Here is a 26,422-nt window from a genome sequence, read left to right on the forward strand (position 1 = left end):
TGATCGGCCTGATCGTGGCGTGTTCCATCTCTGTGTTCTTGGGTGCAATACAGTGATGGGGAGCGGGGGTACGGGAGCGGGCTTTACGCATCACTGCTGCCCCGGGTTGTGCGCGGTCCGTGCAGGTGTTCGCGGTTCAGCGCCTCCAGCTGATCGTCGGTGAGGCTGTCGAAGGAGATCGCTTCGTTCCGGTCGCTGCGGGCGAACCGGACGAACATGAGGATGATCAGGGGCACGTCGACTATTTCGGCCAGGAACCACAGCAGGTCCCCGGCGAGCTGCTGATCCCGGAGCGGGCCCGGTAGCCAGCCCGGATGCCCGGTGAGTCCCTGGGTTGCCCCGTCCAGGATCTGCGGGCTGATTCGCATCATGATCCCTGGCACGGCGTCGGCGACGAGTTCAATGAACACGTAGATGAATTCGACGATGATCAGCGCGCTGACGGCCTTGGCCGACGCATCTTCGATGATGGGCACGACCATCAGCATCCCGGTCAGCGGCACGAGTATGGTCAGGGCCATGTCCCAGAGCGGTTCGGTCCGCAGGGGGTGGAACAGCGGTGTCAGGAAGAGGGTGAAGATTCCCAGGCCCAGCAGCGCGGCGACGACGGTGTTACTCAGCGCCCGCATTACAGGGTGGCCCAGAAATCCGTCCAGTCGTGCCACACCTGCCGGTCCGAGGGTCTCCCGGGCCAGAGTGAGGGGTTTGCCAGCGGTGACCAGGAGCGGAACGATGAACAGGTATGAGGTGATTTTCAGGGTAAAGACCCAGCGCAGGTCGTGGCTGTAGAGACCGGTGAACCCGAAGCTGAGCACGGCGAAGCTGCCCAGGCCCAGGACGTAGAACGTCAGGGTCCGCCACCACGGCCACCGGATCCCTCGGTGCCGTGCGGTGCGGAGGCCACGGCCATAGAGGAGGGCTGCGGCGACCAGCAGAGCCAGGGCCGGCCAGTTCAGGGTCCAGGAGGCCAGGACAACATCCGGGGGCGGCATGCTCAGCGCTTTTTCGTCTCGGTGCGGCCGGCGAGAATTGCGCCGATGAGGATCAGCAGGGCACCGGTGGGGTATCCGATGAAAATGTCCTCGGTAAGGCTGGGCCCCTGACCGGTAGCGGCCAGGTGGGCGATCCAGTGGCTGATGGCGACGAGGGCACCGGCGGCCATGAAGGCTTGTCCGATCCGGACGAGCCGCCGGTGTCGGCGGTAGCGTGATTCGGTGTCGGCTGCTTGTTTGGGTTTGCGGAAATTTTTCATGGTTTTCCTTGGTGGTGGTTAGCCGTTGGTTCCGCCGGTGCAGGCGGCGCCGGGTTCGGGTGCTTTAGGGGATTGGGCGTAGGTGCCGATGAAGGCGGCGAGGCGTTGGTCGCCGGGGTCCTGGACGTTCAGTTGGGTTTCCCAGGCGGTGGCTGTGACCGGTCCGGTCTGGTCCTTGTCGGGGCTGAGCAGGAGATAGGGCTTGGCCTTGGCGAGGTCGGTGAGCTTGGTGATCTCTGCCGCCGGCAGGTCCGGGTTGTAGGTCAGCCACACCGCACCGTGTTCGAGGGAGTGCACCGCGCGTTGTTCGTTGACCGGTTCGGTGTAGACGCCGCAGCTCGTCCAGACCGGCGCATGGTCACCTCCGGCGCCCGGCTCCTGCGGGTAGTCGACGGCGTCCTGGACGTGGTTGCGGGAGAGCCCGGCGAACGTCTGGACCCCGTCGATGGGTCTTTTCGCAGCCTCCGCAGCGGCGTTTTTTTCCTGGACTGATCCGGTGACGGTGAAGGCAACGGCGGTAATGATGATCGCCAGGATCAGGCCGAAACTGCCGTAGACCAGAAGGTTCCATTTGCGTTGCTTGGCCTTCTGCTGGGCCCGGACGGCGGCCAGGACAGTCTCGTGGTCGGCGCGTCGCTTTCCGGCGTTACTCATGTGTTTGTCCTTTCGGCGGCTGCGGCAGGATCCTGGCGCAGATCCGGCGCGCGGGTGCCGGCTTCGGAGCGCGGCCGGGACCGGAAGGCCTGGAAGAGGGCCAGCCCGGCAACAAAGAGCAGGCCGGAGACCCAGGTGTTCACGCGCAGGCCCAGGATGGTGTTGGCGGGGTCGGAGCGCATCAGTTCGAAGGCAAACCGGCCGGTGGTGTAAAGAACGACGTAGAGCGCGAAGACCGAGCCGGCACCGAGCTTGTATTTGCGGTCCAGGAACATCAACAGCGACGCGGCGGCCAGGCACCACAGGGATTCGTAGAGGAAGGTGGGCTGGAAGTAGCCGAGAATCACCGGTGTGCCATCGGGGGTCATGACGGCCTGCCCGGTGGCCTGGTTCATGGTGTGGATCTGGAGTTTCCAGGGCAGGTCCGTGGGTTCGCCGTAGAGTTCGTTATTGAACCAGTTCCCCCACCGGCCCAGACCCTGGGCGATCAGCAGGCCGGGAGCGGCCGCATCCACAAACGCAGTGAAAGGCACCCCGGCTCGCCGTGCCCCGATCCAAGCACCCATCAGGCCCAGGGCGACTGCCCCCCAGATCCCGAGGCCGCCTTCCCAGATCCGGACCGCGCCCCAGGGATCTTTGCCCGGCCCGAAGTAGAGCTGGTTGTCGGTGATGACATGGTAGAGCCTGCCACCGACGATGCCGAACGGCACCGCCCAGGTCACGATATCCAGGGTCTGGGACGTGGTGCCGCCCCGGAACCGCAGGCGCCGGGCGGTCAGCCAGACACCGACAACGATGCCGGCCAGGATGGCGAGGGCGTAGAAGCGGATGGTCAGCGGGCCCATTGCGAAAGCGCTCACGGTGGGGGAGGGGAAGAACAGTTCTGTCATGACAGGGGTGTTCATGGTCGGGTCCCTTATTTGATGTAGGAGAAGACGCCCATCATGCCGCGTTCGGCATGGTAGGCGTTGTGGCAGTGGGTCAGCCACTGGCCCGGGTTATCGGCATCGAATGTCACCGTGACGGTCTGCTTGGCACGGACGATCACGGTGTCCTTGCGTGCCCCGGCGGCACCGACCTGGAAGGTGTGGCCGTGCAGGTGCATGGGGTGCCACATGTCGGTGTCGTTGATGAATCGCACCTCGACGCGTTCGCCGGCTTTGATATCGAAGGCGTTCTCGAAGGGCTTGGTCATGTCGAAGCGGTGCCCGTTGATGCCCCAGTCGTATTTCTCCATGCCGCCGGTGAGTTTGAGCTCGTGGGTCCGGTCAGGCGTTTTGGCGGGGAGGACGACGTCGGGGGCTGCTTTGAGCTGACCGCCGTCGACCACAGTGCCTTCGAGCGTGTTCGGCAGGGTGGCCGGGAGCGGCCGTTTGCCCGTGCCGGTGCTGATGAACCCCAGTGCCTGGCCGGTTTTCCCCTCGGGCAGCGCCATCACGGGAGTGAATCCGTCTTTGACGGTGATGAGGGCATCGATGCGTTCGCCCATCCCGAGCACGACGGCGTCGACGTTCTGATGGACGACCGGGAATCCGTCGGTGTGGGTGAGGGTGAGCTTCTGGCCCGGGATGCCCACACGGTAGGCGGTGTCCCCGGCGGCGTTGATGATCCGCAGCCGGATCACCTGACCGGCCGCGGCGGCCAGGAGGTCCGCTTCATCCGGGGATTTTGAGTTGAACAGGTGGTATGGGTAGCTGACGTCCCCGGCGTCCCCGCCGAGGAAGTCGCTGCGCGAGCCCATCAGCATGTGCTTCATCCCCATCCCTGCTGACCCCGGGTCGGAAGGGGCAGGGGAAGGGGACGCGGAGGACATGGAACCGTGGTCCATGCCGGGCATGGTGCTGCCGGACATCGTGCCACCGGACATGGACATGCCGCCGGAGAGCTCTTTGAGGACGTCGTCGGGGGTACCGGTGATACCGTCCATCCAGTCATCGAGCACGATGACCCAGTCCTGGTCGTAAACGAGTTTCTCTGCCGGGTCCTCGATGATCAGTGCCCCGTAGAGTGCCCGCTCGCGCTGCATCTCAACATGGGAGTGGTACCAGTACGTGCCGGGGTGGGGGAGAAGGAAATCGTAGCTGAACGCGGCGCCGGCGGCGACCGGGTCCTGGGTGAGGCCGGGCACCCCGTCCTGGTCGTTTCTGAGGGCCAGGCCGTGCCAGTGAATGCTGGTTTCGTCCTTGAGGTTGTTGGTCAGCGGGACCTGGAGCCGATCCCCCGCCACGGCCCGCAGTACCGGCGCGTTAAGGCCCCCGTTGTATCCCCAGGTCGTGAGGGGCTTGCCGGCGACGGTTGCCTGGAAGGTAGCGGCGGTCAGGTTTTGGGTGACGGTTTTTCCACCGCCCGCCCGGCGGGCTTCGTACTCGGCAACGATTGGATCGGTGGGCTGGATGCGGGCCGGGAGGCCGGCGGCGCCCTGGGTGTTGGTACAGGCCGCGAGGGCCGCAGCGGCGGCCCCGGCCACCGACAGGCTTAGAAACCGGCGGCGGCCAAGGTGATGATCGGTGAGGGCATTCAAGAAGTTCTCCTTATCGAGGCGCCCATGGGGGACCCATGGAGGTACGGTTTTCAGATTGGGGTCAGGAAGGTTCCGGAAAGGTTCTGGAGCTGATAGATCCACCTCACCCACACACCGGAAACCATGAGGACCCCCAGAATGATGAGCATGGAGGCGCCGGCGATGTTGACGACCCGGATGTGACGTCGGACGAAGGCCAGAGCTGCGCTGACCCAGTTCAGGCCCATGGCCGTCAGGGCGAAGGGGATGCCCAGGCCCAGGCAGTAGGCGAACGCCAGTAGCGCCCCACGTCCTGCACTGCCGGTGGTCACGCTCAGGGACAGGACAGCGCTCAGCGTCGGACCCATGCAGGGTGTCCAGCCGAGCCCAAAGACGATGCCCAGCAGGGGTGCGCCGGCGAGTCCTGTCCGGCGGCCGAGGGTGAGCTTGCGGGTCTGCTGCAGCCAAGGAACCAGACCCAGGAGCGCCAGCCCCATCAGGATCACCACGACACCGAGGCCTCGCATCAGGGCATCCTGCCAGCGCAGCAGCCAGGACCCGATGGCGCCGAACGCGGCCCCGTAGAGGGTGAACACGGCGGCGAAACCCAGGACAAAGAGCCCGACGCCGGTCAGGACGCGGCGGCGGTTGTGCGGTTGCGTCGGATCAGTCAGCCCGGACACGAATCCCAGGTAGCCCGGCACCAAGGGCAGGATGCAAGGCGAGAGGAACGACACCAGGCCTGCCGTCATGGCCAGCGGGATGGCGATAAGCAACGCTCCGGAGGTCACCATGGACGCAAAGTACCCGCCGATGTCCATCGGATCAGACCGCGTCAGCGGGCCGGAACGTGGCCCCGCCGTCCGTGGAGACCACCAGGCCGGTAGAGGTCGCGGCCCAGATCCAGGGATTCCCGTCCGACCCTTCCGTCGCCGCGACGGCCTGGACCGCGCCGCTGATCTGGCCCTTCCGGGTCCAGGTGGCACCGCCGTCAGGGGAGTAGTGGACGGCGCCGCCGGGTTCGACACCGACGGCTTCCGTGGCGCTGGCAAACGCGGCGAACTGGATCACCGGGGCAGCCTTGTCCAGACCCCACGTGGCCCCGCCGTCGGTGGAACGCTGCAGGCCCTCTTGGGTGGTGGCCAGAACGGTGTCGCTGTAAGGGTTACCGGCCAAGGCTGCCGGGGTAAAGCTCGAGGCGGCGGTTTTCCAGGTTTTTCCGTCCGGGCTGGTGCGGAGGGTCCCGTCAAAGGCCACGACGCCGGACTTGGTGGTGGTGAGGGAGTGGAAGTCCGATTCGCCCTGCCGGGAGAGCTGCCCCCAGGTTTTGCCGCCGTCGCTGGTGGTGATGAGTCCGAGCGGGCTGGGCAGCGTTGGGCCTGTCCCGGGGTGGCCGGAAGCGTAAAAGACGCCCTGCTCCATGGCAGCGGTGAAGCCCATGAGGTCGTTCGTGGGCCCGATTTTGACGGCAGGCTTTGTGGATACGTCGAACAGGCCCTCGTGCGTTGCCAGCAGTACCTGGCCGGTTTCACCGTTGACGCTCAGCCCATGGATGTGGGCGCTGGGCAGACCTGTCGCGGCAACGGCTGAAGGGGTATTGGATGCAGGGACGGCGGACGGGGCGCAGGCGGCTAGGGGCAGGACCAGGGCGGCTGCTGCGGCTAAGATCGCGGCCGGGCGGCGGCGGGATGTGGGTGGGAAAGACACGGTAACTCCAGGGATCGGGAGGAACAAGGGCAGTGGGGCGGCCCCTTTGGTGGGACCGCCCTCTGAGGATGCTGGCTAGAGGGTGGTCAGCAGGTCCTTCATTTCCTTCATTTGCGCTTCCTGGGAGGTAACGATGTTCTTGCTGAGCTGCACTGCGTCTGGGTTTTTCCCGTCGGTGCTTTCGGTCTTGGCCATCATGACTGCGCCTTCGTGGTGGGCGATCATCTGGGTCAGGAAGAGCTCGGCCGCTTCGGTTCCCTGCGCGGCGTCCAGTTTCGCCATGTCCTCGCCGCTCATCATTCCGGACATGCCGCCGCCGGACATGCTGCCGGACATCTGGGCGGGTTCCTTCCAGTCGCTCAGCCACGTGGTCAGCTTGTCGATCTCGGGGCCCTGCTCTGCCTTGATTCTGGTGGCCAGGGCGGTCACCGGGGCCGGGATGCCCTGTTTGTTCAGTATCGTGTCGCTCATCTCCACTGCCTGGGTGTGGTGCGGAATCATCATCTGGGCGAACATGGTGTCGGCGGCGTTGTAGCCGCCGGCGGCAGCGGGAGCACTGTTGGCCGGCTTGGAGCTGGAGCTGCCCATGTCCATGCCGGGCATGCTTCCTCCGCCGGATCCTGTGGAGCAGCCGGACAAAGCAATGACTGCGGCAGCGGCGGTGGCGGAAATGGTCAGAAACTTCTTCATCAGAATCAGGGTCCTTCAAGACATCAACCGGCACTGGACGCGGCCGGTGGCTGATGGCGCGCACGAGAACGAGGCCGGGGTAGCCGGCAGGGGCGCGTCAGGGTAAGGGCTTATGCACCGGGCAGGACACGGCGCAACTCAGTCTTTTAGGTCCGGCTGATGCAGAGGTCGCACGGCGAAGGACCGCCGGGCAGATATGCGTAGGGGGCGGACTCGGTCGAGGGGTTGGCGGCGTTCGCCGCCGGCATCAGGGTATCTCCCGGCAACGGCGCCGCCAGCAACGCTGTGCCCGGGAAGGGGACGCAGGCCGCGTCCATGGCGGACATCGTCGCGCACCCGGGCGTGCCCGCACATGACAGCCCTGGCAAGGAGACAGCCACGGGGGTGCCCTGCACGGCGGGACCCGCTACGGTCGTGCACGCGGCAGAAGCCCGCACGTCATGGGCCATGGTCATGGCCGGGCTTGCGGCGCTCACCGGCATGCTTTGGGAACCACTCATGATGTGCATGCCGAGAATCCCTGCGATGATGGCCAGCATTCCGGCCAGCAGGGACGCACGGCGGAGGAAGGCCAGGACATGCCCGGGCAGGGCTGCGGTCATGGTGCTCCTCCTATTCCTGTGGATCATGCTTGCTTTAAGGGTACCGGCCGGGGATGGCCCTCGTGTTCGCCTGGTTCAACGTACTTCTGCGGGGTTGAGCTTTATGCGGCGCAGCAGCTGGGCGTTCAACGCCACCACGATCGTGGACACGGACATCAGCACGGCGCCGGCCGCGGGGGACAGCACCACCCCAGCGAAGGCAAGCACGCCCGCCGCCAGCGGGACGGACAACACGTTGTAGCCGGTTGCCCAGATGAGGTTCTGCCACATCTTCCGGTAACTGGCGCGGGACAGGTCCACCATGGACAGCACCGCGCGGGGGTCATTGCCAGCCAGGACCACGCCGGCCGATTCCATCGCCACGTCCGTGCCGGCGCCGATCGCGATGCCGACTTCAGCCCTGGCCAGCGCCGGGGAGTCGTTGACGCCGTCGCCTACCATCGCCACCTTCAGCCCGCGGCCCTGGAGCTCGGCGACTTTCTTGTCCTTGTCCGCCGGGAGGACTTCGGCGAAGACTTCGTCGATTTGCAGGTCCTCGGCGACTGCCTGGGCCACCTGATAAGCGTCGCCGGTGATCATAGCCACCTTGATGCCCCGGTTCTGCAGAGCTGCCACTGCCTGGCGGGATTCCGGGCGGACGGCGTCTTCGAGGCTGACGGCGCCCAGGACACTGTTCCCGTCGATCACGTGCAGCACGGCGGCTCCACGGTCCATCCAGGCCCGGGTTGAGCGAGCCAGCGGTTCAGGCTCGACGGCGTCGAGCTCGCGCAGGAGCGCGGGCCCGCCGACGTGAACCGTCCGCCCGTCCACCGTGGCGCGGACGCCCCGGCCGGTGAGAGACGAGAAGCCGGTGGCATCCGGGACGGTCAGGTTCCGCTGGCGGGCGGCACGGACGATCGCCCGTGCCACGGGGTGTTCGCTGTCGGACTCGACGGCGGCAGCCAACGCCAGCAGTCGGTCGGTATCCCCGCCCGCAACGGCGGTGACGTCCTTCACGTCGGGCTCACCCTTCGTGAGAGTGCCGGTTTTGTCAAAGAGGACGACGTCGATGGTCCGCATGCGTTCCAGGGCCATCCGGTTCTTGATCAGCACCCCGGCGCGGGCAGCCTGTTCGGTGGAGATGGCGATCACCAGGGGGATGGCCAGGCCCAGTGCATGGGGGCACGCGATCACGAGCACAGTGACGGTGCGGGTGACTGCCTCCGGGACGCTGCCCAGCAGGGTCCAGACGATGAAGGTGATGATGCCCGCGCCTGCCGCGAAGTAAAACAGGAGCCCCGCGGCACGGTCGGCCAGCGCCTGGGCCTTGGACGAAGATGCCTGGGCTTCGGCCACCAGCCGCTGGATGCCGGCCAGAGCGGTGTTATCGCCGACGGCGGTCACCCTGACCCGGATGGTGTTGTCCGTCGCGACTGTGCCGGCCACCACCGCGTCACCCGGGGCGCGGGGCACGGTCTTGGATTCGCCGGTGATCATGGATTCGTCCACTTCCGCCTGGCCGTCGACGACGGTTCCGTCGGCCGGCAGCCGAGCGCCGGAGCGGACCAGGACTGTGTCGCCTTCGCGGAGTTCGGAGACGGGTACGGTCTCGGTGCCAGCGTCGGTGATGCGGTCTGCTTCATCCGGGAGCAGGGCCGCGAGGGCGTCCAGGGCTCCCTGCGCGGAGCCGAGGGCCCGCATTTCAATCCAGTGGCCCAGCAGCATGATCGCGACCAGAAGCGCCAGTTCCCACCAGAAGTCCAGATCGAATCCACCCAGGCCAAGGCTAGTGACCCAGGACGCTGCGAACGCAACAGTGATGGCCATCGCGATCAGCAGCATCATCCCGGGGCTCCGGGTCTTCAGTTCCTGCAGACCGCCCTTGAGGAACGGTTGGCCCCCGTAGACGAAAATCACCGTTCCCAGTACGGCCGGGATCCAGGTTGAGCCGGGAAACACCGGCGGCATGTAGCCCAGGAGGTGGCCGACCATCGGGCTGAAGTACACCACGGGCACGGACAGGACCAGGGTGAGCCAGAACCTGTTCTTGAACATGGCGGTACTGTGCCCGGCGTGCTGCCCGTGGTTGTGGACCGCGTGGTCGTCGTCGTGAACACCATGCTGCTGGCCGGCGTGGTCCACCCCGTCGTCGCGATTGTGGTGGTTTTCCATCGTTGCCCTCCTGTTGGGGGAGTGTTCCCTGACGGCGTCAGCAGAGCTGTCCTCAGGGCCGTAGTCGGACTACCTGCTGCTGAGGCTGTACCCCGCGGCGGTGACGGCGTCCCGGACGGCTGCTTCCGTGTGGGGCCCGGAGACTCTCAGGCGGGAGGTCCCGCCGGCGACGAGTTCGACGGCGGCCGACGTCACGCCGTCGAGCGCGGAGACTGCCTTTTCAACGGTCTGGACACAGTGCCCGCACGTCAGGCCGGTGACGGAGTACTCCGTACCTTCTGCCTGGGGTGACAGCTGCTTCGCTGACGGGGTGGAGCAGCAACTGCACCCTGCGGTTTCAGCTGCAACGATGGGCAGTTCGGTCCGGACCTGGGGTGCACTCATATCAGTTCTGTCCTTTTGCAAGAGAGGTGTCATGAGGTGCTGGGGTTGAACGGCTGTAAGGGCCGAAATTGCACGGGCCTGGACAAACCACTTCACTGGCAACACCCAAAGAATACCCCTAGGGGGTATATTTTGCAAGGCGGATGTCGGCGTCCCCGAGGAAATCGAACAACAGGCGTGAGCGGCCGGGCCGCGGCGTGCCCTCTGTTTAGACCGGCAGGCCGGGTTCGGGTTGCGTCATCGGGCAGGGGTTCTCCGCCCTCGGCTGGCCCCGTTATTCAAATGTGACAATGGGGTGGGTGTCCTGTACGGTCGAGTCCCTGCCGGTTTTCTCCGAGGGCGGCACTCCCGAGCTGATTGCCTAACTCTGCCGCTGCCCGGGATCCGATCTCATATTTCGTCCGGCAGAGACGGGGAACCCAATTTGTGGCCTGCTTCGGGCAGGCCTTGGGGTGAAGCCGCTGTACTGCATTTGGTGCAGGACCGCGGCCGGGTGACTCCCATCCGAATCCGACAGCTCACCTCGCAGGCATTGGGAGAGGCCACTTCATGTCCATTCGCAGAACTCACGGCCGCCACCGCGCGGGCAACGTCCAGGCAAGCCCGCTCGCGGCCCTGTCCAGGACCGTCGCCGCCAACTCCGGAGGTGTAGGCCGCCAGGCGGCCGTTATCGCAGCTGCCTCCGGCCTGGTCCTGACCAGCGGTATCGCCGCGCAGGCCGCAGATGCCCCCGCGCAGCGCGATGCCGAACCGGCTTCAAACCTTGAGGTGACCAGTCAGGCTCCGGCGCCGTTGAGCGCCGACGCGACCGTCAGGATCTCCTACGAGCGTCCCGCCGTCAGCACCACACCGGCCCCCGTCGTGGAGGCACCCAAGCCTGCAGCCGCCCCCGAGGCCGCGCCGGCGAAAGCCACGATCACCGTAGCCCCCGCCCCAGCTGCTGCGCCGGTTGCTGCGCCGGCCGTGGGAGGGGTGAACGCGACCATGGTTTCGGCCGCCTACGCCCAGATCGGTATGATCCAGGACTGCACACGACTGGTGGAGAACGCCCTTAATGCTGCCGGGATCCCCGTTGGGGACCTTGGACCGATGCAGTTCATGAACTACGGCACCGTCGTCACGGACCCCCAGCCCGGGGACATGGTCATGCAGCCCGGCCACGTTGGAATCTACGTCGGCAACGGTCAGGTCCTCAGCTCCGGCCTGAACGGCAAGAACGAAACCGCCGTCCACCCCCTGACCTGGATGACAGCCAAAGGCTCAGTCACCTTCGTCCGCGCCGGCTAAATAAGAAACGTGAAGGCCGGTGATGCGCTGCCTTGGGGGCAGCGAATCACCGGCCTTCTCCATGCCCACCGACGGATCGGACATCCCGCAGAAGGCACCCTGACGCTGATCAGCGGACGGGTACCAGTACCGGCGTGGTCGGCGCCGCGGAAGACTTCTGAGCGGTGAAGCGGCGCAGCCGCAGGGAGTTGGTGACAACCAGGACGGAGCTGGCGGCCATCGCGGCTCCTGCGATCATCGGATTAAGCAGACCCAGGGCCGCGACCGGGATGCCGACGGCGTTGCAGAAGAACGCCCAGAACAGGTTGGTCTTGATCGTGGCCAGCGTCCGCCGGGAGAGCTCGATGGCGTCCGCGACCTGGCCCAGGTCGCTTCCCATCACTGTCAGGTCCGCGGCCGCGATCGCAACGTCGGTTCCGCTGCCCATCGCGATGCCAAGATCAGCCTGGGCCAAGGCGGCAGCATCATTTACCCCATCACCGGCCATCGCCACGATCGCTCCGCCGGCCTCCAGCCGGCGGACGGCCTCTACCCTGCCCTCGGGCAGGACTCCGTCCATCACATCTGCCGCCGGGATGCCCACCTGTGCGGCTACGGCGGCGGCGGCCGAGGCGTTATCCCCGGTCAGCAGGACGGGCCGCAACCCCAGGGATTTCAGTCGTCCGATCGCGGCCGCAGATCCTTCTTTGACCGTGTCGGTGAGGCTGATGATTCCCTCAGGTTCACCATCAGTGCCGACCCAGATGACGGTCGCGCCGGCTTCCTCCCGTGACCGCAGCGCCGCATAGTGGTCCGCGGCGGGAACGATGCCGTTATCCTCGAGCCAGCCGGCCCGGCCAGCAACTACCCGCCGGCCGTCCACGGTCCCGCGGAGGCCCCCACCCGGTGCGCTGTCAAAGCCTGTGACGGGCAGCAGCGGAGCGTTGGCCTTGGCTGCACGGGCGATGGCATGGGCAATCGGGTGTTCGCGGGCGGCTTCGACGGCTCCGGCTAGGGCAAGGATCTCCTCTCTGGTCGCCGAGGTGAAGGTCTGTACGGAGGAAACGGAAAGTTGTCCGCAGGTCACCGTCCCGGTCTTATCCAGCACGATGGTGTCCACCGTCCGGGTGTCCCAAGGACCTGCGGGCCCTTGATGAGGATGCCCAGCTGCGCGCCGCGTCCGGTCCCGGTCAGCAGTGCCGTCGGGGTGGCCAGACCCAGGGCGCAGGGGCAGGCAATCACCAGGACCGCAACCGCGGCGGTAAAGGAGGACTGCAGGTCACCGGTGGCAAAGAACCATGCCGCGAAGGTGATGGCCGCGATGACGAGGACGACGGGGACAAAGACTGAACTGATCCGGTCAGCAAGCCGGGCAATCAGGGCCTTACCGCTCTGCGCCTGGCTGACCAGCTTTCCCATCTACGCGAGGGTGGTTTCGCTGCCCACACGGGTTGCCTTGACCAGCAACCGTCCGTTCGTGTTGATCGTCGCCCCGATGACGGTGTCATCGATTCCGACTTCCACCGGAAGTGATTCACCGGTGATCAGGGAGGTATCCACGGCGCTTTGGCCTTCGATAACGTAGCCGTCAGTAGGGACTTTTTCGCCCGGGCGGACGACGAAGACATCGCCTGGCCGTAGGAATGTCGTGACGACGGCGGCGACCTCGAAGTACAGGGCATGGGCGCTCAGGTCCATGCCCAGGTGCTCGGTCAGGACAGGGTCCGCGAAGAGTTGCCAGGCCGAAAACAGGAAGGCTGCACTCACGCCGATCGATACCAGGGTATCCATGGTGGATGCCAGATGCCGGGCCTTGACCGCCGCGGCACGGTGGAAGGGCCACGCGGCCCAGCTGGCCACGGGCAGGCTCAGCGCCAAGGCCGCCCAGCCCCAGCTCGGGAACTGCACTGCCGGGACCATGGAAATGACCGCTACCGGCAGGGTGAGAATAGCAGCGAGCAGCAGCCGCGGACGCAGGGCGGCGGCTGCGGCAGAGGCGGGCTGAGCCTCATCGTTCAGGCCACTCAGGGCCGGGCCATCCTCAGGCCCCGGGCCGCGTCCTTCGCCTGTCCCGGGGGTTACTTTGAGTCATGCCGAGTAGCCGGTGGCTGTGACCGTATCGATGATCTGCTGGTCCGAGATGGAGTCCGGAACGGTGAGCTGTGCCGATTCCAGCGGAAGGTTCACGCTGGCCTTGACCCCGTCGAGTTTGCCAAGTTTGCGTTCGACCCGGGCCACGCACGAGGCGCAGGTCATGCCTTCGATGTCGAGTTCGATGATGCGGGTAGGAGTCAAGGTTTCGGCGGCCATCCCTAGGACGGCGCTGATTAATCCGGCACCTTAAGGCGCGCCTCCGGGCGGATTCCCGGGGATGGTTAAGACTTGGTGCATGCAGGGTCGTGATGATGGTCAGCGTCAGCTTTTGGATGTCGGTGCCCTGGCAGGGCATATGCTCCCGGCCGGGTCGGTGTTCAGGTTCCTCGCCGAGCACCGGCACGAACTGTTCCCCGATGAGGCCTTCGCGGACCTGTTCGTCTCCGGACGCGGCCGCCCCTCGACCCCGGCGGACGTGATCGCTTCGGTCATGGTCCTGCAGACTCTCCATAATCTCTCCGACCGCGAAACCGCCGAGGCATTAACGTTTGACCTGAGGTGGAAGGCGGCGTGCGGGTTCGGCCTGGATCAGGGCGCGTTCCACCCGACGGTGTTGACGTATTGGCGTCGGCGCCTGGCGAAAAGTGACCGTCCGCACCGTATCTTCGAGGCCGTCACCCAGGTCATCGCCGGCTCGGGTGCGCTCTCCGGGCGCAGGCGCCGGGCCATTGATTCGACGATCCTTGAAGACGCTGTGGCCCGGCAGGACACGGTCACCCAGCTGATCGCGCAGATCCGCCGGGTCGGCCGGGAAATCCCCGGCGCGGACCTGGTGGTGACGGGTCTGAGTGGCCATGACTACTCCAAACCGGGGAAACCGGACATCGCCTGGGATGACAAGGGTGCCCGCGATGATCTCGTGTCGGCGCTGGTTACCGACGCCCTGACCGTGCTGGGCAGTATCGATGCCGAATCCCTGGACGAGGCGCAGCAGGAAACACTTGCACTCCTGGCCTTGGTCGCAGGGCAGGACGTCGAGCCGGCCGAAGGCTCCGACGGCACGGACGGTCGGTGGAGGATCGCCCGCAAGGTCGCCCCGGACCGGGTGATCTCCACCGTTGACCCGGACGCCCGGCACGCGCATAAGAGCCGGCAGAAGAAGATCGACGGGTTCAAAAGCCACGTCGTGATCGAGCCCGAGACCGGCCTGGTCACCGCCGCGGCCCTGACGAAAGCGGCCGGGCCGGAGAACAGCGACGCGGCCCGCGGTGCCGAACTCGTCGCCGCCGACACCAGCATCGGAACGCAACAGGTCCAGGTGCTGGGCGATTCCGCCTACGGCAGCGGCGAGCTGCTGGCCGCGCTCACGGCCGCCGGGCACACCCCGGTCATCAAACCGATGCCGCTGGGCCGTGCCGTCCCCGACGGGTTCACGGTCGATGACTTCAGCATCGACGAGAGCGCGAACACCGTGACCTGCCCGGCGAAGATCACCCGCCCGATCAGCGTCAAAGGACGGGCAAGTTTCGGCAGTGCCTGCCCGTCCTGCCCGCTGATGAGCCGGTGCACGATGGCGAAGAACGGGCGGAAGATGCTGATCCACCCGCACGACCGGCTCCGCCGTGAACACCGGGCCAAGGCTACTGACCCGGAGTTCCTGGCGGACTATCGGCAACACCGGCCGATGGTCGAGCGCTCGATCGCGTGGATGACCCGCGGAGCCAGACGCGTCCCTTACCGCGGCGTGACCAAGAATAATGCCTGATGGATGACCCGTGCTGCCGCAATCAACCTCAAACGACTCCTCAACCTTGGATTGACCGGCCAGAACGGGGCGTGGGCGCTTGGATAAGACCCCGGACCAGGACCGCCACGGAGAGAACGGCCTGAACAGCCGCCAGAAGCCCCGCGGAGTGCCCAAGACTGGCGACGGACCAGGATTTCAGCCCCGCAGCGCCCCAACCGACGTCCGGCTCCGGCGCAAAAATGGCCCTCCGGAAAACCCGGGCGTCCTAGATCCGCCTAAATCAGCAGGCTCCTAGGCCCCGCTGCTGACAAGGAGGTAGCCGGCTTCCGTGATGGCTTCACTGATCTGTTCAGGCTCCAGCTCGGACGCCGAAGTGATCGTGGCAACCGAGAGTCCGTCCTTGTTCAGCTGGACGGCTACTTCTTCCACGCCGTCGAGTTTCTGCAGCTCTTCGGTGACGGAGGCAACGCAGTGGCTGCAGTCCATGCCTGAGATGTTGACTGTTGTAGTGATGCTCACGGCGGTTCGCCTTCGTTGCTAGCGCAGCAGACGCCCGATGGCCTCTGTTGCTTCCTTGACTTTCGCCCCGCCGGCTTCGCCGGATTCGGCCGCGGCGTTGACGACGCAGTGGCCAATGTGTTCTTCCAGCAGGCCCAGACTGACCGCGTGCAGAGCCTTGTTCACGGCCGCGACCTGGGTCAGGATGTCGATGCAGTACGAATCCTCATCGACCATCCGCGCGATGCCGCGCACCTGCCCCTCAATGCGTTTAAGCCGGCGCAGATAGGCGTCCTTCTCGCTGGTGTACCCGTGGTCCGCCGCTACGGCGGTGCCGGTGGCCTCAGTAACGCCCTGGCTCATGGCAATTTCTTCATACATAAAACGATTAGTGGGTATCCGGTTAGCTCAGGTGGTGGGGTCTGGATCCGCGCCGTGGGAGACGATTTGGCGGTATGTGGCCGGGGCCTGTTGTGCCCCGAGGCCGAGCAGCGATTGGAAGGCTGCCATCGGGGTGCTGCGCCGGTTGTAGCGGAACGTGAACTCGTCGAGATAGACCTGCAGGTGTTCAGCGCCCACGGAGCGGTGGGTGCCGCTTAACCAGGTTTTGAAGTTGCTGATGGCCCGGTGCACACGGGGAAGTACCGGGTCGGGGTCCCCGGCCTTTTTGGCGGCCCGCTGGGAGCGTGGGCGGTGGTCGTAGCCCTTCCGGGTCAGGGGCGTGTATCCCATCCAGCCGTCGGTATGGACGATGGCGCCCGGAGCCACGGTCTCCTTGACGAACGTGCTCAACGTGTCGCCTGATGCGTTCGGGATGATCCTCATCCGCACCCGTCCGGAACCCTGACCACGCGCCTCTACCGCGACTACCACCTGCACGGCTTCGGATGTGAGGTTCCTACCGCCCCGGCGCCCGGTCTCGCGGCCACCGACCTCACACTCGTCGACCTCGACCTCACTGGTCAGCAGAGTGCGTTCGGGGTTGACCATCGCGCGGCGCAACTTGTGCAGCATCGTCCATGCCGTCTCATACCGAGTCAGTCCGAGCTGGCGTTGCAACTGTCGCGCGGAGATCCCCGGTCTTCCCGTCGTCATCAGGCAGGCCGCCCAGAACCACAAATGCATTGCGGTATGGGTCTTGTGGAGTACCGTTCCCGCGGTCAGCGAGACCTGGTAGCGACAGGCAGCACACTCCCACAGCCGCCGTGAGGCAACGGGCCACGCGACCTGCCCCTTGCAACGAGGACAAAGGTAGCCCTCGGGCCAGCGACACGCGAACATGTAGTCCAAACAGGCCTGTTCATCGCCGAACCTCGCTTGAAACTCCAGGATCGTCCGCGGGAAGTCTGGTCTGGCCATCTGCCGATGGCCTACCTGAGCTAACCGGATACCCACTAAACGATTTATTACCCCCATGGGTATTCTCGCAACTACCCCCTGGGGGTATGTGGGAAACTGGTGGGAGGCCGAAGCCGGTGTTACCCGCGGGTCAGCATGGGGTGACACGAGCAAATAGCCAGTCCGATGCGAACATGCCAAGCACTACCGCCAAACCCGTGAGGACCACAGAACCCTATGAGCAGCGATGACCACGAAGATTCCCTCCCCACGCCTTCAGTGCGGGCACCAGTTGGCAGCACGCGGATGCCGCTTCCGGCCCGACGGCTTGTCCTGATCGGCGCAGCCTGCGTGCTGGTGGGGATTCTGGCAGGCCGGTTCATCTTTGGCGGCCTCGTCCTGGCTGCGGCAGGAACAGGGACCCTGGCCGTGGCGCTCTCCTACAGAGCCGGCCCCCGATGGTTCTCCCCTTTGTCCTGGCTCGTCAGCATCGCCGGCGCGATCTGGACAGCAGCAACAGCCGGGTACTGGTGGGTCATTACCGCGGCCGCCGACGCCACCGCAGCAGTGCCCGTCATCGCGCCCTCCTTGTTCTACCTCGGCGTCGGGGGACTCATCGTCATGGCGGCAGCCCTGCTTGCAGCCACGATCCTGCGGGCAGTCTCCGGAGCCGGGGAGCCAGTCCGGGCCGGGGGCTGACGAAGGGACCCGGGAAAGGACGCGGCTCAGCCGCTCAGCCGTAGAGTTCAGCGGGTGAGGTTGAACGACTGAAAGGCCACGGACACGCCCACTCTCTTACCGGGCCGGATCCGTCACCGGGCACGTCGGTCATGAGGCGTCGGGCAAACCGGCTGCTTTTCGCCCTGCTGGCGCCTCCCCGGGGAATCATGTCAAGATGCCCGCCTGGGCTGGTTCGTGGAATCATTTGATTTTGCCCGGATGGCCGGCTGGGTTTTGGGACCCTGTTTTGCGGTGGTCAGGGTCAGCAGTTCGGCGCAGAGAGCTTGCACATGACGTTGAATAGCCGCCGGATTCAGGGGCTTGTTTTCCCTCGTTAACCGGGTCTTCACGCCCTGGCGGACAGTGCCCTTATCGGCCAGGACTCGCTGGTACGGGGTTGCCGGCAGGTCGTACTTCTTGCTGATCTTCGCGCCGGTCCTGACTTTCTTGATGAGTTTCTGCTGGGGCCCGAAATGGTTGCCCAACTGCCCCTGCAAGGCCCAGATCCGGTTCAACAGCTCCAGCTCTGCCGCCGTGTCGTAGCGGTGGTAGCCGACGGTCTGACGGACGACATGCCAGTTCTTCTGCTCCACATGCGCGCCGTCGTTCTTATTCCCGGACCGGGACCGGGTGAACGTCAGTTTCTCCTGTTCGCACCAGCGCAGCAGCTCCCAGTTGATGAACTCGCTCCCATTGTCAGTGCTAAGCCGAATTCGGCTTAGCTCGGATTATGCCGAGGAAAACGCTAAGCCGAGTATCGGCTCTACGGGTCCGTGTTTCCGCGGTTTCGCGTCCAGTTTCTCGGCTTAATGTTTCGTGGACTATCGGGGCTGTCGAGCTTTTATGGTTGGCATTGGTCAGGTCAATCCTCGTGTCTGAAATCATCAGGTGGAAGGCCCGGCGGCTTTCATGGCGTGTTTCGATTCGTGCAGCATCAGGATGGCGTTGAAGGCGCATGTAGTAGGCCGAGGTAGCGCTCATACCTTTGTGTCGGAGCCGTTGCCCGTGGAGCCAAAGAGAGCCAGAACACTAAGCCGAGGAATCTAACCCTGATCCCCGGAACGGCGCGGCGACGAGCCCGACGCCCGGCTTAGCGTTTTCCTCGGCATAATCAGAATCGATCCCCCGGATCGGAAACGGAAACGCCGCGGTGGCTTCCTTGATCGCGGCAAACACCCATTTCTGCGCCTTGTTCCTCACCGAACGGGTCTCGGTCCACCCCGTGGAAATGTCAGTGATCGTCAAGGTAAAACAGAACTCTCCCTTGCTGTTTCCGCCCTCGTGGCCGACCAGATCAATCTCCACAAACCCGGGCACCGCATCATCCCACTCGGCCCAGGTCCGCATCGGAATCGAGTCCTTCAGCAGCGTTCCGGGCTTGGTATGGGACCGCCCCCGCGGATCCAGTTTGACCCGGTCCGCCGCCAGCCGGCGGTCGATGGTCGCCGGGGCGATCTTCAGCAGCAGCGCCGCCGTCCCGTCGTCGATCTGCAGCTCCTTAAGCCGGCGCAGCCGCGGCACCAGGTCCGGCAGCGCCGCCGCCAGTAACCGCCCGCACGGGGTCCCCTGAACGGCCCAGATGAACCGCAGCGCCTCGATCACCGGCTCCCCGTAGAGCGGAGGCCGTGGTGGCCGCGGTATGACCTGCTTGAGGACCAGGGCCTGTCTGAGTGCCTTGCGCGCGTGGTCGCGGTGCCAGTGCGTCAGGGCACATAGCTCGTCCAGGATGGTTTTCTTGGCGGCCCGGTCCGCGCGGGCATACCGGAGGGCGGTGGTCTTCGTGACGGCTCTGCGCTGGCTCATCGAAAGCTCCATGGCTCACAGTGCCGGTGCGGCGGGTGCCGTCCCGGCAGACGCGCCGCTACGCGGGCATTATCAAATGATTCTTCGATAGCAGCTACGCGGGCATCTTTGATGAGTCAACGCGGCCTCTTGCTTTGCTGACGTTGGCCGCTATGATCCTGATGTGGCCCTCCGGGGCAGGAGGGGCTAAACCGTACGCCGGTGCGCCCGGGGCGACCTTTGAGACCGGAAAGATCCAGCGCGTGGCTCAGGAAAACGAAGCATCAGTCTACTTACCCTGGGTTGAAGGTCCTCGTGTAAGGTCCGATTCGCGTGGGCGGCCACCTCATTTGAACGGGCTCACGTGTGGCGGTTTCGTGCTCGGAGGGTTTGAGGCAAATCCGTCCGGGTGGTTGCGGCGATGCCGTGCTCAGCCACTGAGGTTCGCTGGGTGCCGGTCAGCTCGGCGGTCGGGAGCCGTCAAAGGGGGAGTGTCGTCGGCGTCGCGGTTAGACTCGTTGTCATGGCCGATGATTCCGCGAAGTTGTCCCTTGCCGGTTCTGTCTCGCTTGGGACGGGGGTCATGGTCGGGGCCGGGATTTTTGCCTTGGTCGGCCAGGTTGCCGGTCTCGCGGGAGGGTTGGTTCCCGCGGCGTTTCTTGCCGGCGCAGTGGTCGTTGCCTTCAGTTCGTACTCGTATGTGAAGTATTCCGGGGCCAATCCATCCTCCGGAGGCATCGCCATGCTGCTCAAGGATGCCTACGGCCCAGGCGTGGTTGCAGGGTCGTTCTCGCTCTTTATGTACGTTTCCATGGTGGTAGCGGAAAGTCTGCTGGCACGGACCTTCGGCACCTACATGCTTCGTCCCTTCGGACTCCAGGGATCGGCTTTCTTAGTGCCGGCGTTGGGTGTGGCAGCGATCGCTCTGGCCGCTGTGGTAAATATCTTCGGCAATACGCTGGTGGAGCGCTCCGCTACCGTCACGGCTGTAGCCAAGATCGTCGGCATCGCGGCGCTGGCGATCGCTGGGCTTCTGGCCGCAGGGTGGTCCTCGCTGGGGACCACCCTCAGCGGCGGTTCGGGTGAACCGCCGCAGCAGGGCATCATCGGGTTCCTGGCAGGCACAACGCTGTGCATTTTGGCCTACAAGGGGTTCACCACCATCACCAATCAGGGCGGTGACATCAGGGAGCCGAAGAAAAACATCGGCCGGTCCATCATCATTTCACTCGCCGTTTGCACGGTGATTTATCTACTGCTCACGGTATCTGTTGTCGGAAGCCTGAGCGTCCCGCAGATCATCGAGTCCAGGGACTATGCATTGGCACGGGCCGCCGAGCCACTGTTCGGCGCGTGGGGCGTGGGGCTGACGATCGCCCTCGCAGTTGTGGCGACGTTATCGGGTCTTCTGGCCAGTATCTACTCGGTGTCCAGGCTCTACGCAATGCTCCAGGAGATGAAGCAGGCGCCCGGGCTCCCCGATAAAATCAAGCACCAGCCTTTGCTGATCACGGCCGGTCTGGCGATCCTCGTCACCGTCTTCTTTGACCTCACCCAGATTGCTTCCCTCGGTGCGCTGTTGTATCTCAGCATGGACATCGCCGTCCACCTTGGCATCATCCGCCGCTTGTACCAGGACATCGGCGCAAAGAGGTGGGTTCCCGTGGCAGCGATCGCCCTCGACGTTGCGGTTATGACCGCTTTCATTATCGTCAAAGCAGAACAGGATCTGCTCATGCTGGCTGTGGCCGCCGCAGTGTCCCTGGCAATCTTTGGTGCACAATGGTGGGCCGTACGTCGCAGGGATCAGGACGAAGAGGTCAAAGACGGGCAACACTCCCGCACCTGAGTTACCAGCGCCGGCTCGATCGGGGACGACCACCAACCTCGCCGGCGCTGATGGTGGAACTCACGGTCGGCGACACACGTGTTCTGCCTGGATCAGGGCCGATGCCCAATCCCGCCAGCGAAGCTTCCGCCAAAGCCGACACGCCCGCCGGACGATCTGTTCGCCGACCTCGACGATGCCGAGGCGGACAGGCGGATCATCCAATACGGAGTCGATGGCATCGGCCCGTCGCCGCTGCCATATCAGGCTATTGGCATGCCGTTCAGCTCCCCGGAGTTCAAGGACGCGGGCGATATCCGAGTTCGCGCGATGACCGTCAAAGACTTGAAGGTTCCGGTCGGCTATGTGGGCAAGGACGCCTCTGTAACCGTCACGGCCATGGACCGAGGGGATAAGGACGCCTTTTCGAACGTCGTAGTCGACGTGCCCGGGACTCGCCCGGCTAAACTTGCCGAAAATGATGCGTCCGCACCTGGGAACCCGTTCCTAATCTCCGGGGGTATCCGCCGCTCCAATACGGACCCGCAAACACGTACGGGTATCTGTTTGAATGCTCTCCATGCGGCGGTGTCCGGCATTAACGATTGGGCATCCGTCGTGGGCTTCGCCGGGCAGGGACTCGGAGTCGCGCGTGGCGACGAGGGCGGATCTCAGAACTGCCAGGCGGGCGATGGTGTCGTCTATGTCCTGGAGGCGTTGGGTAAGCATGCCGCGGACGGTTGCGCAGGGCGGCGTTCCTGATTCTTCCTGGAGGGTGAGGATGCCTGCTATGTCCTCCAGGGCGAGCCCGAGGGAGCGGGCGCGCCGGATGAACGCCAGGGTGTCGATATCATCCGCGGTGTACAGGCGGTATCCGCCGGAACTTCGCGGCGGGGTCCGGATCAGCCCGCGTCGCTCGTAGAGCCGGATCGCTTTGGGCGTGAGGCCCGTGTCTTTGGCGGCCCGGCCGATCGTGAGCAGGGTTCCCATTTTTTCCTCCTTGGTCTTGACGTTACCCCCGGGTCAAGGTTTTAGCGTGGGACGTACGAGGAGGAGGTGGAAGGAAATGGCTTTACAACAAGGTGAGGTTTACCGTTGTCCGGATGCGTCGTGCGCCTGTGAGATCACGGTGACGAAGGGTGCGGCGGAAGGCCACGGCGGGGACAAGAACCCGACATGCTGCTGCGGGCACAGCATGGAGAAGATCAGCTGAGCGGACGAACGCCAGGCAGGCCACCGGGCGTCCGGGCGGTTTTCCGACGACCGGAATGGCGGCGACTCTGGGCGGCGCGCACGGCCTCAGTCGCCGGTGACGCTTTGGCGGCCGTGGCGTTAGGCCTGCTGGGTAGTGACTGCACTCGGGGCGGGTGCAGAGGATTTCTGATATTCCGTGCAGTCGAGTTCTGAAACTTACAGCAACGCCTACACTACGAGCCTCTACGTTCCAGGGCCACTACGAGCCTTGGAGTGTATTGCGAACGATCGTTCGCGAGACACCCGCGGGGCAGATGTCGTTTTTCGAAGTCGTCTGCACTGGCATCCGTGGTAGCCCGGGGGTAGTGCAGGCGCGTTTGAACACGCGTCTGTTCAAACCCGCCTGCACAACAGGCGTTCTGTCTCAAAGCCGCCTGCACCACCTTTAACGATGACTTTGAGGCGCCGACACCGTCGTTGCCTCAAAGTGCGGCCGTATGGTTTTGTGAGACAGCTTGTTAGGAGCACTTTCTCGCATGACCGAACGTAAGAAGTACACGCAGAAGTACAAGGACGATGCCGTCGAGCTGGTCATCTCCTCCGGCCGGCCGATCGCCCAGGTCTGTACTGATATCGGCGTTAACGAGGGCACGCTGGGGAATTGGGTGCGGCTGTACCGTGCCGATCATCCGGAGCGGTTCGGCGCCGAGGAGAAGGCGCCGGTGCCCTGGGAAGAACACCAGAAACTGGTGGCCGAGAACGCGAAGCTGAAGCAGGACGTCGAATTTCTGGGAAAAGTCAGCGCCTTCTTTGCAGCGAAGCAACGGTAGAAAATTTCTACGAGTTCATCGAAGCGGAGAAGGCGAACCATCCGATTGCCCGACTGTGCCGTGTCCTGAAAGTGTCCCGGGCTTCGTTCTACCGGTGGCGTAACCCCAAGGGCCCGTCCCCGCGCCAGGTGCGGCACGACAAGCTCGTCGGGGAGGTCACCGGCCTGTTCAACAAGGAACAAGGCCGGGCCGGCCGGGACCAGCTGACCCTGATGCTCAATAACAACAGTGTGGACGTCTCCGCACCCACGGTCGGGACCATCATGCGCGAGCACGGCCTGAAGGCCGTGCGGACCCGGGCCTGGAAGAAGACCACGGAGCAGGACCCACAGGCGAAGACCGCCCATATCAAGAACCACATGCTCGATGAGGACGGCAAACGCGACTTCACCTCCACGGTCCCCGGGACCCGGCTGTGCGGGGACATCACGTACCTGCGCACCGGTGAGGGATGGCTGTACTTGGCCACCGTGATCGACCTGTGCACCGGCATGGTCATCGGCTGGTCCATGGCTGATCACATGCGCGCCGAGCTGTGCACCGAGGCCCTGGTGATGGCCCGCGACCACGGCCGTCTTGCCTGCGACGGGGCCATTTTCAATTCCGACCGCGGATCGCAGTACACCTCCGGCGAATTCCAGCAATGGTGCGCCGGCAACAGCATCACCCAGTCCATGGGTAAGGTCGGCGTCTGCTGGGACAATGCCGTCGCGGAAAATTTCTTCTCTCACCTGAAGACGGAGTTCTACCACCACCAGACCTTCGCCAGCAGGCTTGCCGCCAGGACCGCCGTCATGGACTACATCGAAGCCTGGTACAACCGCCGCCGACCCAACCGCAGGGCCGGCGGCATACCCCCGGCAACGGCCTTAGCCAACCACCAATCCCGCGACCGCGAACCCGTGGCCGCGTAACCGAAATCAACTACGAAACTGTCTCAAAAACTTGACGTGCGCAAAGTCATCGTTAAAGGTGGTGCAGGACTGACGAGGAACCGCCGATCGTTGAGCGTGGCCTGCTGGCCATGTCCGATTCGGTGTGGGATGAGGCAGTACGACAAGCTGCGGTGATTGCTCCCTTGGCTGCGTTGGACGTTGTCGGGCAGGGGGCTGTCAATGATGCCGCCGCGCTGCTGGGTGTGTCGCGTCGCCAGGTTTATGTGCTGATCGACCGGTACAGGCGCGGCAGAGCACGAGGTTCCCGTCCGCCTAGTACATCAACCCGTAAAAGCCGTTAGCGGCCCGGACTGTGGGATGAAGAGCCGTTTCGGGCTGCATTGTCATGACTACTCCTTGATTTGGTTGTCATCGAGAAGCACTTTAGGAGTGCGACCGGGCTCTGGGTTCGGTAGCGATCCCGGTACCGTCCCTCGGTGCACGGTCCAGTCCCCGTATCAGGATCAGGTGTTCCCGGAGTACGGCGACGTGGTCATCCGGGTGGGCAGCGAGAAGGCTGCGCAGAGTGGCCTTGACAGATGCTGCTTCCGGGTCGGTCAGGACCGCTTGGATGATGCCACGGGCCTGGTCTTGCAGCGACATGGCTGTGTCGTTTTCTGGTCCTCCGGCGCGGGGTGCCGTGGCGTTCACGGGAATCCGGGGATCGTCAAAGTTCATCGGCTCGTCCTTTCCTTGGGAACGTTCTCTTTGGGGACCTGCCGGCAACGCCCTGGTCCGTTGCACCCTTTCATTTATGGGACCGTGCATGTGTGTGCGGGCCGCATCGGCGGCTGCGGGTCTTCGGGTTGATTGGTTTCCAAGGACACCGGCTGGCTGGGAGTTTCGCTTTGGAATGGCGGCGCAGCGGGGCACTGACTGGTTCGGGCTTTGATCCTTTTTCGGACGTACCAGGCTGCCGCCGCGGCCGTGAGGACGGCCAGTAGTGCGATGGTTACTGTGGGTCCGAAGGTTTTGGCGGCCGTGAGGTAGGCGTTTCCGGCGAAGTATCCGGCGAGGACTACCGCGGCCCCCCAGATGGTGCCTCCGGCGATGTTGAAGGCCAGAAATCGGCGGTAGGGCATGTGGGATAGCCCGGCGAGGGCGGGCATGACGGCGCGGAAGAACGCGGTGGACCGGCCTAGGAACACGGCGGATCCTCCCTTGCGGGCGAGCAGGTCCCGTGCCCGGTCCAGCTGCGGCCGGCGTTTTTGGAGCAGGGGGATCTGCAGGATCCGGGACCCGAAGTGGCGGCCGATCTGGTAGCCGACGGTGTCTCCGATGATGGCTGCGGCGATGACGAGGAGCAGGATGAGCCAGAGTTGAAGATGGTGCTGGCTGGCCAGGACCCCGCCGAGGACGGCTGCGGTTTCGCCGGGCAGGATGAATCCGATGAACAGGGCGTCTTCGGCGAAGACCAGGGCAGTAATGATCAGGTAGGCGGGCAGGGGCCCGGCGTTGCGGATGGCATCGATGATCCAGGTCATGACGTGCGGTCCTGTTCTCGGGCCGCCGGCCGGGTTGATCCTCCAGCGGCCGTCTGGCTCTGGCTCGGGCTCTTCATGGTGGGTCTCCTGCGGGTTCGTATCGGTACTACCAGCATGGATGATGACGCCTGAGGGGATCCTGAGGCGTGGCCCTGCACCGTCGCGTGGCTCGGCAGTAGCCTGTGTCAGTCTAGTTTTTCGCCGGTGCCCTTGGCTTTGGCGGCGGTGGCGGTGGCTGGTGCGAGTCCGGGCGCGGCGGCCTCAACGCTGATTTTTACTTCGTTGGTTGAGGTGCGGTAGAGGCTGTATTTGTTTTCCGGGTAGTGCCCGGGGCCGTTGCCGTTGTCGAAATACACGGTGGCGGACGTGTCCGGCGCCAGGGTCAGTCCGTCCAGCTTCTGGTAGTAGGACTCCGTTTGTCCCGTGGCTGAATCCCTCATGGTGTAATACACCTCGATACTGCTGATCGGGGCGGGGGTGGAGTTGCTCAATGTGAACTGGATCCGGTCCGGAATGGCGGCGTTGGTTTGCGGGTCGGTGTTGTCTTCGGCCTTGGCTTTGCTGATGGTGAGTCCCGGGGCGGTTCCGGTGGTGGCGATGGGGTTTTTGGTGACGGGCAGCACGGTGGTCGCCGGGGCTGTTGATGAGGGCTGGGCCGATGGTGTGGGGGCCCCGAGGGTCCCCTGCCAGATCAGGATCGCGGCCAGGGCGGCGATGACGACCAGGGCCAGGGGAAGAATTTTCTTGAGGGTGAGCGTCTTCATGG

Annotated in this window: 25 protein-coding genes, 2 pseudogenes and 1 riboswitch; of the genes and pseudogenes, 6 read left to right on the forward strand and 21 right to left on the reverse strand. The window is 64.8% G+C overall.

Annotated features, from left to right (window positions below; all coding sequences use genetic code 11):
* Positions 1 to 83 precede the first annotated feature (83 nt).
* From ACVWZ8_RS24265 to ACVWZ8_RS24315, 11 genes are all read right to left on the reverse strand, one after another.
* The gene (locus ACVWZ8_RS24265; RefSeq protein WP_456506349.1) at positions 84 to 992 is read right to left on the reverse strand and encodes a cytochrome c oxidase assembly protein; all 909 of its coding nucleotides are present in this window, start codon (positions 990 to 992) and stop codon (positions 84 to 86) included.
* 2 nt (positions 993 to 994) lie between these two features.
* Positions 995 to 1,252: a hypothetical protein gene (locus ACVWZ8_RS24270; RefSeq protein WP_354249703.1), complete on the reverse strand. Its 258-nt coding sequence runs from the start codon at positions 1,250 to 1,252 to the stop codon at positions 995 to 997.
* Positions 1,253 to 1,270: 18 nt separating this feature from the next.
* Entirely contained in the window at positions 1,271 to 1,906 is a 636-nt protein-coding gene (locus ACVWZ8_RS24275) for a DUF3105 domain-containing protein (RefSeq protein ID WP_456506350.1), read from the reverse strand.
* Positions 1,903 to 2,811: a prolipoprotein diacylglyceryl transferase gene (lgt, locus tag ACVWZ8_RS24280; RefSeq protein ID WP_456506351.1), complete on the reverse strand. Its 909-nt coding sequence runs from the start codon at positions 2,809 to 2,811 to the stop codon at positions 1,903 to 1,905. The genes ACVWZ8_RS24275 and lgt overlap by 4 nt, the downstream gene beginning before the upstream one ends.
* An 11-nt stretch (positions 2,812 to 2,822) precedes the next feature.
* Positions 2,823 to 4,427: a multicopper oxidase family protein gene (locus ACVWZ8_RS24285; RefSeq protein ID WP_456506352.1), complete on the reverse strand. Its 1,605-nt coding sequence runs from the start codon at positions 4,425 to 4,427 to the stop codon at positions 2,823 to 2,825.
* Positions 4,428 to 4,477: 50 nt separating this feature from the next.
* A complete protein-coding gene (locus ACVWZ8_RS24290; RefSeq protein WP_456506353.1) occupies positions 4,478 to 5,227 on the reverse strand; it encodes a cytochrome c biogenesis CcdA family protein in 750 nt (249 codons plus the stop codon).
* A 4-nt stretch (positions 5,228 to 5,231) separates the two neighbouring features.
* Positions 5,232 to 6,113 carry a F510_1955 family glycosylhydrolase gene (locus tag ACVWZ8_RS24295; RefSeq protein ID WP_456506354.1) on the reverse strand — a complete coding sequence of 294 codons (882 nt, stop codon included), beginning with the start codon at positions 6,111 to 6,113 and terminating at the stop codon, positions 5,232 to 5,234.
* Positions 6,114 to 6,188: 75 nt separating this feature from the next.
* Positions 6,189 to 6,803, reverse strand: coding sequence for a DUF305 domain-containing protein (locus tag ACVWZ8_RS24300; protein WP_456506355.1), 615 nt, complete (start codon positions 6,801 to 6,803; stop codon positions 6,189 to 6,191).
* Positions 6,804 to 6,949: 146 nt separating this feature from the next.
* A complete protein-coding gene (locus ACVWZ8_RS24305) occupies positions 6,950 to 7,405 on the reverse strand; it encodes a hypothetical protein (protein ID WP_456506356.1) in 456 nt (151 codons plus the stop codon).
* A 75-nt stretch (positions 7,406 to 7,480) separates the two neighbouring features.
* Positions 7,481 to 9,556, reverse strand: coding sequence for a heavy metal translocating P-type ATPase (locus ACVWZ8_RS24310; RefSeq protein WP_456506357.1), 2,076 nt, complete (start codon positions 9,554 to 9,556; stop codon positions 7,481 to 7,483).
* A 69-nt stretch (positions 9,557 to 9,625) separates the two neighbouring features.
* Complete coding sequence (locus tag ACVWZ8_RS24315; RefSeq protein WP_456506358.1) at positions 9,626 to 9,940, reverse strand: heavy-metal-associated domain-containing protein; 315 nt, start codon at positions 9,938 to 9,940, stop codon at positions 9,626 to 9,628.
* Positions 9,941 to 10,289: 349 nt separating this feature from the next.
* A riboswitch (cyclic di-AMP (ydaO/yuaA leader) is annotated at positions 10,290 to 10,486 on the forward strand.
* Between the two features lie 3 nt (positions 10,487 to 10,489).
* Here ACVWZ8_RS24315 and ACVWZ8_RS24320 point away from each other — a divergent pair.
* Positions 10,490 to 11,227, forward strand: coding sequence for an NlpC/P60 family protein (locus tag ACVWZ8_RS24320; RefSeq protein ID WP_456506359.1), 738 nt, complete (start codon positions 10,490 to 10,492; stop codon positions 11,225 to 11,227).
* 109 nt (positions 11,228 to 11,336) lie between these two features.
* Here ACVWZ8_RS24320 and ACVWZ8_RS24325 read toward each other — a convergent pair.
* Positions 11,337 to 13,516, reverse strand: a pseudogene (locus ACVWZ8_RS24325) (heavy metal translocating P-type ATPase).
* 79 nt (positions 13,517 to 13,595) lie between these two features.
* Between ACVWZ8_RS24325 and ACVWZ8_RS24330 the strand changes: the two are divergent.
* Positions 13,596 to 15,152 (forward strand): annotated as a pseudogene (locus tag ACVWZ8_RS24330) (IS1182 family transposase).
* 186 nt (positions 15,153 to 15,338) lie between these two features.
* Here the strand turns inward: ACVWZ8_RS24330 and ACVWZ8_RS24335 are convergent.
* The 3 genes from ACVWZ8_RS24335 to ACVWZ8_RS24345 are packed head-to-tail and all read right to left on the reverse strand — an operon-like array spanning position 15,339 to position 16,904.
* Positions 15,339 to 15,566 carry a heavy-metal-associated domain-containing protein gene (locus ACVWZ8_RS24335; RefSeq protein ID WP_456506360.1) on the reverse strand — a complete coding sequence of 76 codons (228 nt, stop codon included), beginning with the start codon at positions 15,564 to 15,566 and terminating at the stop codon, positions 15,339 to 15,341.
* 18 nt (positions 15,567 to 15,584) lie between these two features.
* A complete protein-coding gene (locus ACVWZ8_RS24340) occupies positions 15,585 to 15,908 on the reverse strand; it encodes a metal-sensitive transcriptional regulator (protein ID WP_456506505.1) in 324 nt (107 codons plus the stop codon).
* A gap of 45 nt (positions 15,909 to 15,953) precedes the next feature.
* Positions 15,954 to 16,904 carry an IS1595 family transposase gene (locus ACVWZ8_RS24345; RefSeq protein ID WP_456506361.1) on the reverse strand — a complete coding sequence of 317 codons (951 nt, stop codon included), beginning with the start codon at positions 16,902 to 16,904 and terminating at the stop codon, positions 15,954 to 15,956.
* Positions 16,905 to 17,120: 216 nt separating this feature from the next.
* Here ACVWZ8_RS24345 and ACVWZ8_RS24350 point away from each other — a divergent pair, with 216 nt between their 5' ends.
* Positions 17,121 to 17,582: a hypothetical protein gene (locus tag ACVWZ8_RS24350; protein WP_456506362.1), complete on the forward strand. Its 462-nt coding sequence runs from the start codon at positions 17,121 to 17,123 to the stop codon at positions 17,580 to 17,582.
* A gap of 191 nt (positions 17,583 to 17,773) precedes the next feature.
* On the opposite strand, the gene ACVWZ8_RS24355 is transcribed toward ACVWZ8_RS24350, so the two are convergent.
* The gene (locus ACVWZ8_RS24355; RefSeq protein ID WP_456506363.1) at positions 17,774 to 18,196 is read right to left on the reverse strand and encodes a hypothetical protein; all 423 of its coding nucleotides are present in this window, start codon (positions 18,194 to 18,196) and stop codon (positions 17,774 to 17,776) included.
* A gap of 436 nt (positions 18,197 to 18,632) precedes the next feature.
* Positions 18,633 to 19,406: a hypothetical protein gene (locus tag ACVWZ8_RS24360; protein ID WP_456506364.1), complete on the reverse strand. Its 774-nt coding sequence runs from the start codon at positions 19,404 to 19,406 to the stop codon at positions 18,633 to 18,635.
* A gap of 502 nt (positions 19,407 to 19,908) precedes the next feature.
* Between ACVWZ8_RS24360 and ACVWZ8_RS24365 the strand changes: the two genes are divergently transcribed.
* Positions 19,909 to 21,234, forward strand: coding sequence for an APC family permease (locus ACVWZ8_RS24365; protein ID WP_456506365.1), 1,326 nt, complete (start codon positions 19,909 to 19,911; stop codon positions 21,232 to 21,234).
* Positions 21,235 to 21,720: 486 nt separating this feature from the next.
* Here the strand turns inward: ACVWZ8_RS24365 and ACVWZ8_RS24370 are convergent, their stop codons facing one another.
* On the reverse strand, positions 21,721 to 22,203 hold the full coding sequence (locus tag ACVWZ8_RS24370) for a heavy metal-responsive transcriptional regulator (RefSeq protein ID WP_456506366.1): 483 nt from the start codon (positions 22,201 to 22,203) through the stop codon (positions 21,721 to 21,723).
* Between the two features lie 740 nt (positions 22,204 to 22,943).
* Here ACVWZ8_RS24370 and ACVWZ8_RS24375 point away from each other — a divergent pair.
* Together ACVWZ8_RS24375 and ACVWZ8_RS24380 are read left to right on the forward strand one after the other, a co-directional pair.
* Positions 22,944 to 24,151 (forward strand): IS3 family transposase gene (locus ACVWZ8_RS24375; protein WP_456506367.1). Its coding sequence is split into 2 segments (ribosomal slippage): positions 22,944 to 23,199 and positions 23,199 to 24,151, totalling 1,209 coding nucleotides; the frame shifts between segments, so codons are not numbered across the junction.
* A gap of 110 nt (positions 24,152 to 24,261) precedes the next feature.
* Complete coding sequence (locus ACVWZ8_RS24380) at positions 24,262 to 24,474, forward strand: helix-turn-helix domain-containing protein (RefSeq protein ID WP_456506368.1); 213 nt, start codon at positions 24,262 to 24,264, stop codon at positions 24,472 to 24,474.
* Positions 24,475 to 24,556: 82 nt separating this feature from the next.
* On the opposite strand, the gene ACVWZ8_RS24385 is transcribed toward ACVWZ8_RS24380, so the two are convergent.
* The 3 genes from ACVWZ8_RS24385 to ACVWZ8_RS24395 all read right to left on the reverse strand — a co-directional run bounded on the left by ACVWZ8_RS24385 (position 24,557) and on the right by ACVWZ8_RS24395 (position 26,420).
* On the reverse strand, positions 24,557 to 24,850 hold the full coding sequence (locus tag ACVWZ8_RS24385; protein ID WP_456506369.1) for a hypothetical protein: 294 nt from the start codon (positions 24,848 to 24,850) through the stop codon (positions 24,557 to 24,559).
* 74 nt (positions 24,851 to 24,924) lie between these two features.
* Positions 24,925 to 25,656, reverse strand: a complete 732-nt coding sequence (locus ACVWZ8_RS24390) for a DedA family protein (RefSeq protein WP_456506370.1) — start codon at positions 25,654 to 25,656, stop codon at positions 24,925 to 24,927.
* Between the two features lie 185 nt (positions 25,657 to 25,841).
* Positions 25,842 to 26,420, reverse strand: coding sequence for a hypothetical protein (locus ACVWZ8_RS24395; RefSeq protein WP_456506371.1), 579 nt, complete (start codon positions 26,418 to 26,420; stop codon positions 25,842 to 25,844).
* Positions 26,421 to 26,422: the final 2 nt, after the last annotated feature.

It is taken from the genome of Arthrobacter sp. UYCu723 (assembly GCF_054059215.1).